Here is a 13,591-nt window from a genome sequence, read left to right as displayed (position 1 = left end):
AAACCTTAAAAATAGTTAATTTTGCCAGTGCATAAGACGCAAAAAAACTGTGCTAGTTACATAATTTCAAAATATGATATCCAAGCCAACAATTTTAATTACTAATGATGATGGCATAAATGCCCCAGGAATACGTGCCTTAATTTCAGTCATGGCAGAAATTGGCGAAGTAATTGTCGTTGCACCGGATAGTCCGCAAAGTGCAATGGGTCATGCAATTACTATCAACAGTACGCTTTATTTAAATAAAATTTCAGCCAAAAATGCTGCTATTACTGAATATAGCTGCTCAGGAACGCCAGTAGATTGTGTAAAATTTGCAGTTAATGAAATTCTAAAGAAAAAACCAGATTTATGTGTGTCAGGTGTTAATCATGGTTCTAATTCTTCGATTAATGTTATTTATTCCGGGACGATGAGTGCAGCCGTTGAGGCAGGAATAGAAGGAATTCCAGCCATTGGATTCTCTTTGTTGGATTATGATTGGAATGCTGACTTTGAGCAAATAAAACCTTATATCAAAAAAATTGCTTTAGAAGTTTTGGCAAAAAAACTATCGGAAGGAACTGTTTTGAATGTTAATTTTCCTAAACTAAAATTTGAAGAAATTAAAGGAATTAAAATTTGCCGTCAAGCGAAAGCGATTTGGATGGAGAAATTTGACAAAAGACAAACTCCTTATGGCAAAGATTATTATTGGTTAACAGGAGAATTTGTTAACCAAGACAAAGGAGAAGATACTGATGAATGGGCACTTTCAAATGGATACATTTCTATAGTTCCAGTACAGTTTGATTTAACAGCTCATCATGCTATTCAACAATTAAATTCTTGGGGTTTTTGATTTTAAATCTATAAAACTGACGCGAGCATTAGCGACTGCATTTTACACCAATATCAAACAAATACACGTAAAATGAAATATTACATCATTGCCGGAGAAGCTTCTGGAGATTTACATGGTTCGAATTTAATGAAAGCCCTTTTAAAAGAAGATGATGCTGCGGATATTAGATTTTGGGGTGGCGATTTGATGCAAAATGTTGGAGGAACTTTAGTAAAACATTACCGTGAATTGGCTTTTATGGGTTTTTCTGAGGTTGTTATGAACCTCAAAACCATTCTCAATAACATAAAAATTTGTAAAACCGACATTGAAAAATTTAATCCAGATGTAATAATTTTTATTGATTATCCAGGTTTCAATATGCGGATTGCCAAATGGGCAAAACGTAAAGGAATAAAAACGCATTATTATATTGCGCCACAAATATGGGCATGGAAAGAAAACCGAATCAAAGCCGTAAAAAGAGATTTTGATAAATTATTTGTCATTCTTCCTTTTGAAAAAGATTTCTTTGAAATAAAACATCATTTTCCGGTTGAATTTGTTGGTCATCCATTAATTGATGCTATTCACAATCGCATAAAAACTGATGAAGCAACTTTTCGAAAAGAGAATAATCTAAACGAAAAACCAATCATTGCAATTCTTCCCGGAAGCAGAAAACAGGAAATTTCCAAAATGTTAAGCGTTATGTTGAGCATAGTCTCTGATTTTCCTGAATATCAGTTTGTAATTGCCGGTGCTCCAAGTCAGGAATATCATTTTTATTCACCATTTTTGACCAACGAAAACGTGAAGTTTATTTCTAACAAAACCTATGATTTACTTAGTATTGCTACTGCAGCTTTGGTAACTTCAGGAACGGCAACTCTGGAAACTGCCTTATTCAAAGTGCCCGAAGTTGTTTGTTATAAAGGAAGTTGGGCATCGTATCAAATTGCTAAAAGGATTATTACCTTAAAGTATATTTCGTTAGTCAATTTGATTATGGATGAACTAGTTGTTACTGAACTCATTCAAGAAAAATTCAATTCTAAAAATTTAGAGCAAGAGCTTTCCAAATTATTAGAAGAAAATCACCGAAAAGTGTTGTTAAAAAAATATGACGACTTGGAGTCTAAACTTGGTGGCGTTGGTGCCAGTGAAAAAACCGCAAAAATAATTGTTAAAGTGTTAAAAAATTTGGCTTAAGTGTTTAAAACACTATATTTGCCCCCCTTACCTAAGTGAATGAAAAATATATTTAAAATAGCTCTTTTTTTGATTGTATGCGGCTGCACTTTTGCCTCAAACAATAGCATACATAATGTTATTTTAAACGAATTTTCTACTCTGGGCACATCGATAAATGGTTTTAATACCGACCCAAAGAAAAAAAATACTGTTCTCAATGACAATAATGCAACCGATATTTTTATCGAAAATAATACTGAGAGTTATCTTGCATTACAGCTCATTAATGTTGCATCAGATAAGTTAGGTACTGGTTATCGTTCTGGCGGAACAACTACAGCAGGTTTTGACTGCTCAGGTTTAATGTATTCCACATTCAAAAAATTTGACATTACGCTTCCTCGTTCCTCACACGAAATGGCTAAAATTGGCATAGAAATAAAACCTGAGAATGCCAAAAAGGGAGACCTTATTTTCTTTATCAATCGCGGGCAACATCGAATAAATCATGTAGGTATGATTGTCGAAGTAAATGGCGACGAGATTAAATTCATTCATTCTTCAACCCAAAGCGGTGTCATTATTTCTTCTTTAAAAGAATCGTATTACGAGAGAACTTTTAAACGAATCAACAGAATTATAGAATAATTTTCTTGCAGGAATTGAATTTTTACTTACTTTTATTATGTGAAAATCTTACAATTTCCTTTAGCGAGAATATTTATTGGATTTCTATTTGGAATACTTTTGTGTCGGATAGTAAGTCCGAATTCTATTTTTATATTTAGTTGCTTATTATTTGGTATAATTGTCTTATACATTTCTTCTCTTTACAGTCAAAAGAATAGTCTTTACAATATACTCTTTGGAATTTTTGTTTTTCTAGCATCTTTTTTACTAGGAATTTCAACATCTCTTATACATAAAGAAAACTCAAATCAATATCATTATACCAATCAAATTAAGTATTAAGATAAAGCTCATGTATTAGATTTACTTTTGGTTGAAAAGCTAAAAAGCACTCAAAAAAATAAACGATATATTACTGCCGTAAAAAATATTGATCTCGAAAGAAGTTTTGGAAAAGTTATTCTAAATATTCCTAAAGAAGATAATAGTAAAAATCTGAAAATCGGTTCTCGTTTAGAAGTAATTGGGATCGTTTTTAAAAACAAAAATCCATTAAATCCAAGCTTATTTGATTATGGTAAATACCTTGAAAATCAAGAAATATATGCGCAAGTATATACAAAACCAAATCAAATAAAAATTACAAATTACGAAGCAAGTTTGTGGGCAGGTTTCTCAAATTTTAGAGAAACTATAATTTCAAACTTAGAAAAATCTGCTATTTCAAATGAAGAATTAAATGTGCTAAATGCATTAATTCTTGGGCAGCAACAAGACATTTCCCCCGAAGTTTTGAAAGATTATCAATATGCCGGAGCGATTCATATTTTGTCCGTTTCGGGTTTGCATGTTGGTTTCATTTTGCTTTTTATTACTTTTTTACTAAAACCAATTAGTAATTCAAGAAAAGGCTCTCTGTTGAAATTAACTTTAGTTGTTTTGTCGCTTTGGTCATTTGCTATTTTGGCTGGTCTATCTCCATCAATCGTGCGTTCGGTAACTATGTTTTCCTTTCTGGCAATCGGAATTCACTTAAGAAGAACAGTCAATATTTTTCATACGCTAGTAGTTTCTATGCTACTGATTTTGCTTTTCAAACCGTCTTTTTTATTTGATGTAGGATTTCAATTGAGCTATCTTGCTTTGTTTTTTATACTTTGGTTACAACCTATTTTAGCTAACATTTGGCAACCAAAAAATAAAATCATTACCTACTTTTGGGATATTATCACCGTTTCTTTTGCAGCACAAATAGGCGCAATGCCATTAAGCATTTATTATTTTCATCAATTCCCGGGATTGTTTTTTGTAACCAATTTGCTTATTCTGCCTTTACTCGGTATAATTATGGCGGTTGGTGTTGTAGCTGTACTGATTACTACATTTCATACTGTTCCTGAATTCATTGCAAAAGCTATTGAGTTTTTGATTGCTCTTCTAAATAGTATTATTCATTGGGTTGCTTCATTTGATGTTTTTGTTTTTAAAAATATTTCGTTTTCGACAGCAATGCTGTGGAGTTCCTATTTGGTAATTATTCTAATTATTCTTTGGATTAAAAGACCCGCTTTTAAGCGACTAACAATAGTTTTTGCAAGCATTCTTCTAATGCAGATTATATTTATTATTAAAAAAAAAGAAAGTCAAAATAATGAAGAGTTAATCGTTTTTAATTATAAAAAGAACACAATAATTACAGAAAGAAATGGGAATGCAGTAACTGTTTATAGTAATGATAGCATTCGTAAAAACCTGTATTCTAATTTACTTATTCAATCGTATTTGGTTGACAATTTTTGTGAAGTTACAGCAAAAAAATCATTGCAAAATCTAATGTATTTCAAACATCAGAAAATATTAGTCATTGACAGTTCGTGTATTTATCAAAAGGAAATTTATCCTGATATTTTAGTAATTATTCAATCGCCAAAACTCAATATGCAGCGCTTGATCAAGACATACAAACCCAAAGAAATCATTGTTGATGGTTCAAACTTTAAAAGCTATATTCGGATTTGGGAGGCAACTTGTAAAAAAGAAAAAATCCCTTTTCACTATACCAATGAAAAGGGATTTTATAAGATTTAATGTTAGTTGAAATTACTATTTTTTATTACCTAAAATTTGATTTGCATTTGCTAACCAAGCAGATGGTCCGCCCGCAAGATATCCCGTACTTCCTAATTTTTCAAGATTAATTTTACCGTCTTTTTTGCTTGCATTAACAAACCAAACGGTTGGATATCCTTGAACGCCAAAAGTTTGTTGTAATTCAGCATTTTGTTTTTGAATTTCTGGTTCTTGAGGAGTTCGTCTTGGGAAATCTAGTTCAACTAGTACAACATTATTTTTAGCCCATTTTTCAAATTCGGGAGTTTTAAAAACTTCTTTTTGTAAACGAATACACCATCCGCACCAATCGCTTCCTGTGAAAAATAAAAATAATGGTTTTTTAGATTTTTTTGAAATCTCCATGGCTTTATTTATATTAGTTTGCCATGTTAACTCTTGCGCTTGTATTGTTAACGAACCCAAGATTAGAAATAAAGTAATTACTATTTTTTTCATCGTTTTAAATTTTTTTTCAAATATAACAAAAAGAATACCAACATAATGTCAATTACCTGACACCATGCATCAATTTTTTAATAATTGGAGACATGACTATGGATAATAGCGCGATAACTACAGAAATTATTGTCAAAATCCAAAAGAAATAACTCAACCCGTGTTCATCAGCAATCTTGTCGATGTTTTCCCCGAAAATTCCAGCTCCTTTCATACCTATTGCAACAGCCAAATACCATATTCCAAACATAAGGGCAATCATTCTAGCTGGAACTAATTTACTAACATAGGACAACCCAACAGGCGAAATACACAATTCTCCCATAGTATGAAAAAGAAATACTAAAATCAACCAAATCATACTTACTGATGCTGTTTTAGCTCCGGGCTCAATTCCGCTTGCTCCTATTGCAACACATGCCATTCCGATTCCAAGAAATAACATTCCGATTCCATACTTAACAGTAGCAATTGGATTGTATTTACTTTCCCACCATTTAGAAAACAATGGTGCTAAAGAAATAATAAATAACGAGTTTAAAGTTGAAAACCAAGTCGCCGGAACTTCGGTAAGTGGCGAAGTAACTTTATCAATTTTTAATAAATTCAGCGTACTGTCAGAAAGTGATAGAACACCAGCTGTGTAATAGTCTTTTGCCAACATCCAAATAGCTATGCTCCAAATAATGACAAAACTTAAGCTTAATATGATGTTTGCAACAGCATAATTTTTGAATGTCTGACTGAACATCTTTAACATTAACCAAGTAATAATGGCTAATGGTAAAATAGTAATTAAGGAATTGACAATTAAGAAAATTATGCTCCAATTTCCTTCCAAAACTCTGTTGGTATAATCTTTTGCGAAAATGGTTAAACTATTAGGCGATTGCTCAAATATGGCCCAAAAGAAAATGGCCAGGAAAGCAAAAAAAGTCACTGCCATTAATTTTTCACGGGTAATTTTAGAATATTGTGTTAAACGATAAATCAGTAAAATAATGAACAATCCTAAAGCACTCAAAATAGCGGTTGAATTTCCATTACTTCCCAAAAATCCGAAGACATCGATTTTTCCTCCTGATATTTTAGAAGCTGGAGCGTTGATTATCCAAAGTAATCCCAAAGTAACTGAAATAGCAATAACGACCAACTGCCAAGATGTAAATGGATTTCTTTTGTCGTCATCCAAAGTTTCCTTTTTAGCTTTGCTTTCTTTATTTGGTTTTAAACCAATTTCACCAAATATGCTTTGTGATAACCAAAATTGAATCATTCCGAAAAACATAAAAATACCTGCCAAGCCAAAACCATAACCCCAACCTACTTTTTCACCTAAATAACCGCAAAGTAAAATTCCAAAAAAAGCACCGGCGTTAACCCCCATATAAAAGAGCGTATAAGCTCCATCTTTTTTCTCTGGTCGGTCTTTATACATTTCTGAGATTATAGAAACCATATTGGGTTTAAAAAATCCATTTCCAAAAACCAATAAAACCAATCCTAAATAAATAGAAAAATGAGTTTCAACTGCCATGGCGGCATGACCCAAAGTCATTAAGAAAGAACCAAGCATAACTGCCCAGCGGAAACCAATAACTTTATCGGCAAAATAACCTCCAAGCATGGTTGACAAATAAACCAATCCAACATAGGATCCAAATAAGGAAGATGCATTTTCACGAGTCCATCCCCAACCACCATCAACAAATGAAGATGTTAAGAATAAAATTAATAAAGAACGCATTCCGTAGAATGAAAATCGTTCCCACATTTCTGTAAAGAATAAAACAAATAATCCAGAAGGATGACCTAAAACGGTACTTTTAAAAAACTGATCGGTTGAATTTTGACTCATAACTTATTTTACTTCTTGCATTAATTTTTTAATCAATGGCGTGAAAATTATTAATATTAATCCAGCGATAAGTGCATAAACAGCCAGTTGATAATATCCTTGTGTATATCCATCCAACTTGGTGATTGATGAAGCATTTTCATCCGGCGATGACATTCCGGCGCCTAATAAACCTGCTGCATATTGCCCATAAGCACTAGCTAAAAACCACATCCCCATCATCATTCCCGATAATCTTTTAGGAGATAATTTTGTCATGATTGACAAGCCGATTGGAGACAAACACAACTCTCCAAAAGTGATTACAAAATAGGCTAATGTGAAAATATTTAAGGAGGTTAAACCCTTTTCATCTGCGAAAAATTTGGTGTAATAAAATACATAAAACGCCAATGCTAAAAACAAAAATCCCAGTCCAAACTTAATTACCGTATTGGGTTCTATTTTCTTTTTTGCCATAGCGATCCAAACTAATCCAAGAATTGGGCTAAAAATAATAACAAACAAGGAATTTGCTGTGTTATTTATAATATTCGGATTAGAATCAAATCCCAATAAATTGTGATGTAGATTGTCTTTTGCAAATAATGCTAATGAACCTCCGCTTTGTTCAAAGAATGCCCAAAATATGACAGAGAACAATATAAATATAAAAGCAGCTATCAATTTTCGCTGCGATTTAGTATCTTTCTCTAGGTAAGTTTCATATAAAAAATAAAGTATTGCTAAAGGTCCAATGGTGTACATAAAGTAATCTGTATAATCAGTATTTTTTATCATCATAAAAATAAATGGAATACTTATCAAAGCACCTATGTAAACTAATATTTCTTTGGTTGTTCTTTTGGTTGTTGGCAAATGTAAAAGTGGAGAATCTCCAATTGGACCTAACGATTTTTTAGTAAACACAAATGTCACCAACCCAATAAGCATTACTAACGCAGCTGCTAAAAAGGCATAACTCCAACCATAGTCTTCACTAGTTCCGAAATAGACACAAACGGCTCCGCCTAGTAAGGCTCCGATATTTATACCAGAATAAAACAATCCGAAACCGGCATCCCTTCTGCTGTCACCCTCTTTATAAAGTTCACCAACCATTGAAGAAATATTCGGCTTGAAAAATCCTGTCCCGATAATAGAAAGGGTTATTCCCACATAAAACATGTCTTGCGGTGAAAAAGCTATCAGCAAATTTCCAATTATCATTACAACTCCTCCAAAAAGAAGCGACTTTTTAAATCCTAAAATCTTATCCGCAAAAATACCGCCCAAAAAAGTGAAGGCATATACAAATGCTTGAATCGCTCCATATTTAAGATTTGCCTCTTTATCGGACAATGCCAATCCTAGTAATTTGTCTGCCATAAAAATGGTCAAAACACCCCGCATTCCATAAAAACAGAAGCGTTCCCACATTTCTACGGTAAATAAATACCATAATTGTTTTGGATATTTCCCTTCGAAGTTTTGAATTTGTTCTAAAGTCAGATTTTGTTTCATATAGCGTTTAAATTAAAAAACCTCCAAGTATCTTGGAGGTTAGAAAGATATAAAAATATTTTTAAAACAATTTATCTATTCTCAACTTCTAAATTAACCCCTTCAACATGGTCATTATGCATTCTTTTTTCAAGCCAAGAACTTAAGACAAATAGTATAGCCGCGGCAGTTCCGGACATAATAATAAATAACACAAAAAACTCATAAAGGTTAGTAATTTCAAATCCTAAAAAGTGAGTTGAACCACCAGTTCCGTCTTCGCCACCTGGAATTAAAGCACTTAATGTTCCAGCAAATTTATTGGCCGCTGCATTTGCTAAAAACCATGTTCCCATCATTAAAGAAGACAAACGTAATGGTGCTAATTTAGAAACCATTGACAATCCGATTGGCGATAAGCATAATTCTCCGATTGTATGAATCACATATAAACCAATTAACCACCACATTGACACTTTATCTCCTAAACCTAAACCTTTTACAGCTATTGCTATTACAACATAGCCCATTGCCACTAATCCTAATCCAATTGCCATTTTTTTAGGTGATGATGGCTCTAATTTTCTTGCATATAAAAATCCCCAAACAATAGTCATAATTGGTGCCAATGCAATAACTCCTAATGGATTTACCGATTGAAAATAAGACGCCGGCATTTCCCAACCAAAAAGTGTTCTTTCTGTTTGTCTATCAGCAAATAAAGTCAAAGAAGCTCCTGCTTGTTCAAAGGCTCCCCAAAAGAAAATAACGAAAAAAGCCAAGATAAAAATTACGGTTATTCTTTGGGTTTCGATTTTAGACAAACTTTTATCGCTAAAAATCAATATAGGCATTGCCACCATCGAACCATAAATAAAGTAACTGATAACATCTACATCGCTACCTACAATTTGTTTGAAATTTAACATAAAGAAAATAATTGCAATTGATCCTACAATCATCCCAATGCTTTTTAAGTCTAATTTCTTAACTGGTAAACCAATGTGCTTTCCTTCTTCAGAAATCAAGTATTTTTTTTGACCTAGAACAAACGCAACTAGACCTATTAACATTCCAACTCCAGCTGCTAAAAATCCCCATTTAAAATCCATAGAACCACAAACTAAAGGCGAGAAGAAAGCGCCTAAATTTATTCCCATATAAAAAATAGTAAAAGCGCTGTCAATTCTTCTGTCATTAGCAGGATATAATTGTCCAACCATGGTTGAAATGTTTGGTTTAAAGAAACCATTTCCTATGATAATTGCTGTCAATCCCATCCACATTAATAAAACACCTCCATTAGCACCAGCAGAAGCACTAAAAAACATAAAAAACTGACCAATTGCCATAAGCAATCCTCCAATAATAATACTTCTTCTGTTTCCAAGGAATTTATCACAAAGATATCCTCCCAAAAGTGGCGTTAGATAAACTAAGCCTGTATAGCTTCCATAAATTTGAGATGCATCAGCATCTTTCATTAATAATACTTTTGTCATAAATAGGATGAAAATGGCTCTCATTCCATAATAACTAAATCGTTCCCACATTTCGGTGAAGAAAAGGAAGTATAATCCTTTTGGATGTCCTGTTTTTACTTTAGTTTCATTCATATTAAGTTGTTTTGGTTATTGGTTAATTATAATTTTTCTTTAATAAAATTTGTCATTTTGTTATACAATTGAATTCTGGTTTTTCCTCCATAAATGCCGTGATTTTTATCAGGATAAATAGCCCAGTCAAATTGTTTGTTGGCTTGTACCAAAGCTTCAACCATTTGCATACTGTTTTGAACATGCACATTATCATCAGCACTTCCGTGAATTAATAAAAAGTTTCCTTTTAGTTTTGAAACAAAATTTATTGGCGAATTGTCATCATAACCACTAGCATTTTCTTGAGGCGTTTGTAAATAACGCTCTGTATAAATGCTATCGTAAAATCGCCAGTTGGTTACAGGTGCTACAGCTATTGCCATTTTGAAAACTTCGGCACCTTTAAACAAACAATTACTCGACATGAATCCACCATACGACCAGCCAAATATACCAATTCTTGTTTTATCAACATACGAATAGTTTCCTATGACTTTTGCAGCGTCTATTTGATCTTCTACTTCTAATTTCCCTAGTTGCTTTTGGGTTACTTTTTTGAAAGCTGCTCCTTTAAAACCGGTTCCTCTTCCATCTACACAAACAGTGATATACCCTTGTTGTGAAAGCATCATAAACCAATAGTCGTTTGCAGTATTCCATTTGTTATCGACTTGTTGAGATCCAGGACCTGAATATTGATACATAAAAACTGGGTATTTTTTGTTAGCATCAAAGTCTTTAGGTTTAATCATCCAAGCATTTAATTTATTGCCTTTTTCAGTAGTAAGTTCAAAGAATTCTTTAGCAGGCAGATTGTATTTTATAAGTTTATCAGCTAAAACTTTGTTGTCAATAATGGATTGAATTTGTTTTCCATCTTTAGTATAATTCAGAGTGTAAATTGTAGGTTGTGTGGTACTAGAATAGGTATTGATGAAATATTGGAAATTGGGACTAAAAGTAGCTGAGTTGGTCCCAATTTGAGAAGATAGTTTTACTTTATTTTTCCCATCCAACCCTATTCTGTATACATCTCTAATTGTAGAACCATTTTCTACCGATTGATAGAAAACTGTTTTTGTCTTTTCGTCCAAACCATAATAAGCGGTAACTTCCCAATTACCTTTTGTGACTTGATTTTTCAACTTACCTGTTTTATCATATACATAAATATGATTAAACCCGTCTTTTTCAGATGTCCAAATAAAACTGTTATCCTTTAAGAATGTTAAATTATCGTTAACATCAATGTAAGCTTTATCTTTTTCATTTAATACTACTTTTGAAGTTGCGGAAGTACCATCAATGAAAAGCAAATCCAGATTGTCTTGATGTCTATTTAATACTTGAGCACAAAGAACATTAGCATCGTTGGTCCATTTCATTCGTGCGATATAAAAATCATTATAGTTTCCTAAATTAACTTCTTTTGAACTACCCGTATTTACATCATGAACAAACAAAGAAACTTCAGAATTCTTTTCTCCTGCTTTTGGATATTTAAATGTTTCTATTTTTGGATATAATTCTTTTTGAAAAATAGTCATCGAAAACTCGGGCACTTGACTCTCATCAAAACGGATGTAGGCCAATTTTTTACTGTCTGCACTCCAATCATAAGCTCTAACGAAAGCAAATTCTTCTTCATAAACCCAATCAGTAATACCATTAATAATGCTATTCTTTTTCCCATCTGTAGTAACTTGGGTAATTTTTTCTGAGGCAATATCGTATATAAAAAGATTGTTTTCTTTGGCAAAACCTATTTTTAAACCATCAGGAGAAAAGGTTGGCTCCTGCAATTGGGATGCTATTTTTGTCAATTTTTTAGAAGCCAAATTGTAGAGAAAATAATCAGCTGTAAATGAATGTCGAAATATTGCATTGGTGTTAATGGCAATTAAAAGTTGTTTTTCATCTTTACTGAAAACAAAACTATCAATACCGTCAGCAAGTGCAGGGAAATTTTTAGTATCAACAATAGTGTTTATCTTCTGAAGTGTTGCAAAATCATATAAATCAAGTTGCATACTTCTTGAACTCCTATCAAAGTTGAGTACAGCATATTGATTACTGTTTTTCATGGCGAAGAGTTCGTCCATGGTCTCGGTTCTAAAGGCTCCCGAATAAATTTCTTCTACTGTAAGTTTTTGTTGGGCTATTAAATTAAAGCCTGATAAAAATAATATTACGAATACTAGTTTTGATTTCATTAAAATTGTAATTTTAAAAAACGGTCAATTTTAGTGAAAAAAATATAAATAATGACACTTTTTTATATTAAAAGTAGTTTTAAACAAAAAACCCATCAACTTTTAGGCGATGGGTTTTTGTATGGTAACTTGAGGAATCGAACTAACTATCGCTATTTAATGAGATAAAAATTTGCGAATGCTTTAAATAACGCAAGAATCATTGCCTTGTCTAAGGTTGAACTTATGGATTCAAAAGACTTGTCGAGCAATGCCTTGTTGCCTATTGGAAAGCCAAACCAATAGGTTTTATTCCATACTCTTGAAAGTGCATTACAAACATAACCAACTAAAATATTCTCATTGTTAACGACTTTGTAAATTGGGATCAACTTGATGTCGTAGGCGCCATCCACGAATAAAATATCATTCCCGACAGCATACCCTTTTTTCATATCGAGCCCACTTGATACTTGTATTTGGTAGCCTTTTGTGATGTAATTGTATTCTTCCTCAGTAGTTATACTAGTTTTCTCTGGCATCAAATTGGTTTTTTCAGGTGCTGCCGAAGCCTTAGAAGAGGTTGTACTATTTTTTGTTTGTGCAAAAGAAATATTAGCAATCATAAGGAAGAACACAATGGTGCATTTCAGTTTTTTCATATTAAAATATTTATTTTGTTATTATATTTTTCAAATTTAATATTTAAAATTAAATAATTCTTTTTTACAACTCAGATTCAACCACCAAATGCAAGTTTTTTTTCGTTACTATATTATCAAAAAAGGTCACTAGATGTTTTATAACCCAAAATTTTTTCTTGGCCTAGTGTTTAACCTACTCATCACTAAAACATTATCTCAATGACTGAAGAAGAAAATTGTAATGTAATAGTTTTACTTCCATATCTACAAAATATCCATAGTAGAATCAAAAAGGAAACAATTCCTAACTATTATTTAAATTTATTAACTCTCGAACGTAATGTTATTGAGGTCTGAAAAAAAGATTAAAAAGCTATTGTTTTACACTTTGTTTTACACTTTCAGAAATAAAAAACACCTTAATTGTTTTGAATCAAACAATTAAGGTGTTTTTTTTTGTGGTACCTCCAGGAATCGAACCAGGGACACATGGATTTTCAGTCCATTGCTCTACCAACTGAGCTAAGGTACCTTTTTAATGCGGGTGCAAATATAGAATGATTTTTAATTTATCCAAAACAAATACTAAAAAAAAACTA

The 13,591-nt window shown here is 32.3% G+C and carries 10 protein-coding genes and 1 tRNA gene; 4 read left to right on the top strand and 7 right to left on the bottom strand.

All coding sequences use genetic code 11. The features are described from left to right. Window positions 1-73 precede the first annotated feature (73 nt). The 4 genes from surE (at window position 74) to ACOYLP_RS01165 (ending at window position 4,738) form a co-directional block, all read left to right on the top strand. Window positions 74-844 carry a 5'/3'-nucleotidase SurE gene (surE, locus tag ACOYLP_RS01180; RefSeq protein WP_422854340.1) on the top strand — a complete coding sequence of 257 codons (771 nt, stop codon included), beginning with the start codon at window positions 74-76 and terminating at the stop codon, window positions 842-844. Window positions 845-916: 72 nt separating this feature from the next. Next, window positions 917-2,038: a lipid-A-disaccharide synthase gene (gene lpxB / locus ACOYLP_RS01175; RefSeq protein ID WP_422854339.1), complete on the top strand. Its 1,122-nt coding sequence runs from the start codon at window positions 917-919 to the stop codon at window positions 2,036-2,038. Between the two features lie 39 nt (window positions 2,039-2,077). Next, complete coding sequence (locus tag ACOYLP_RS01170) at window positions 2,078-2,668, top strand: C40 family peptidase (RefSeq protein ID WP_422854338.1); 591 nt, start codon at window positions 2,078-2,080, stop codon at window positions 2,666-2,668. A gap of 351 nt (window positions 2,669-3,019) precedes the next feature. Next, a complete protein-coding gene (locus ACOYLP_RS01165; RefSeq protein WP_422854337.1) occupies window positions 3,020-4,738 on the top strand; it encodes a ComEC/Rec2 family competence protein in 1,719 nt (572 codons plus the stop codon). Between the two features lie 15 nt (window positions 4,739-4,753). On the opposite strand, the gene ACOYLP_RS01160 is transcribed toward ACOYLP_RS01165, so the two are convergent. The 7 genes from ACOYLP_RS01160 to ACOYLP_RS01130 form a co-directional block, all read right to left on the bottom strand. After that, window positions 4,754-5,218: a thioredoxin family protein gene (locus ACOYLP_RS01160; protein ID WP_422854336.1), complete on the bottom strand. Its 465-nt coding sequence runs from the start codon at window positions 5,216-5,218 to the stop codon at window positions 4,754-4,756. A 52-nt stretch (window positions 5,219-5,270) separates the two neighbouring features. Further along, window positions 5,271-7,076, bottom strand: coding sequence for a peptide MFS transporter (locus tag ACOYLP_RS01155; RefSeq protein WP_422854335.1), 1,806 nt, complete (start codon window positions 7,074-7,076; stop codon window positions 5,271-5,273). Between the two features lie 3 nt (window positions 7,077-7,079). Further along, window positions 7,080-8,579 (bottom strand): peptide MFS transporter, encoded by a 1,500-nt coding sequence (locus ACOYLP_RS01150; protein WP_422854334.1) that lies wholly within the window; start codon window positions 8,577-8,579, stop codon window positions 7,080-7,082. A 71-nt stretch (window positions 8,580-8,650) separates the two neighbouring features. Beyond that, the gene (locus ACOYLP_RS01145) at window positions 8,651-10,174 is read right to left on the bottom strand and encodes a peptide MFS transporter (RefSeq protein WP_422854332.1); all 1,524 of its coding nucleotides are present in this window, start codon (window positions 10,172-10,174) and stop codon (window positions 8,651-8,653) included. A gap of 26 nt (window positions 10,175-10,200) precedes the next feature. After that, entirely contained in the window at window positions 10,201-12,369 is a 2,169-nt protein-coding gene (locus ACOYLP_RS01140; protein WP_422854331.1) for a S9 family peptidase, read from the bottom strand. Between the two features lie 152 nt (window positions 12,370-12,521). After that, entirely contained in the window at window positions 12,522-13,010 is a 489-nt protein-coding gene (locus tag ACOYLP_RS01135) for a hypothetical protein (RefSeq protein WP_422854330.1), read from the bottom strand. 441 nt (window positions 13,011-13,451) lie between these two features. Next, a tRNA-Phe gene (locus tag ACOYLP_RS01130) sits at window positions 13,452-13,524 on the bottom strand. Between the last annotated feature and the right edge of the window lie 67 nt (window positions 13,525-13,591).

Source organism: Flavobacterium sp., from assembly GCF_049318325.1.
Taxonomy (GTDB): domain Bacteria; phylum Bacteroidota; class Bacteroidia; order Flavobacteriales; family Flavobacteriaceae; genus Flavobacterium.
Note: the sequence above shows the minus strand (reverse complement) of the source record. Positions and strands in the feature narration are given on the sequence as shown.

What these genes read in the sequence shown, in the direction of transcription:
- ACOYLP_RS01140 (WP_422854331.1), bottom strand. Translation starts at nt 12,369, where the DNA reads ATGAAATCAAAACTAGTATTCGTAATATTATTTTTATCAGGCTTTAAT.
- ACOYLP_RS01160 (WP_422854336.1), bottom strand. Translation starts at nt 5,218, where the DNA reads ATGAAAAAAATAGTAATTACTTTATTTCTAATCTTGGGTTCGTTAACA.
- ACOYLP_RS01135 (WP_422854330.1), bottom strand. Translation starts at nt 13,010, where the DNA reads ATGAAAAAACTGAAATGCACCATTGTGTTCTTCCTTATGATTGCTAAT.
- ACOYLP_RS01150 (WP_422854334.1), bottom strand. Translation starts at nt 8,579, where the DNA reads ATGAAACAAAATCTGACTTTAGAACAAATTCAAAACTTCGAAGGGAAA.
- surE (WP_422854340.1), top strand. Translation starts at nt 74, where the DNA reads ATGATATCCAAGCCAACAATTTTAATTACTAATGATGATGGCATAAAT.
- ACOYLP_RS01170 (WP_422854338.1), top strand. Translation starts at nt 2,078, where the DNA reads ATGAAAAATATATTTAAAATAGCTCTTTTTTTGATTGTATGCGGCTGC.
- lpxB (WP_422854339.1), top strand. Translation starts at nt 917, where the DNA reads ATGAAATATTACATCATTGCCGGAGAAGCTTCTGGAGATTTACATGGT.
- ACOYLP_RS01155 (WP_422854335.1), bottom strand. Translation starts at nt 7,076, where the DNA reads ATGAGTCAAAATTCAACCGATCAGTTTTTTAAAAGTACCGTTTTAGGT.
- ACOYLP_RS01145 (WP_422854332.1), bottom strand. Translation starts at nt 10,174, where the DNA reads ATGAATGAAACTAAAGTAAAAACAGGACATCCAAAAGGATTATACTTC.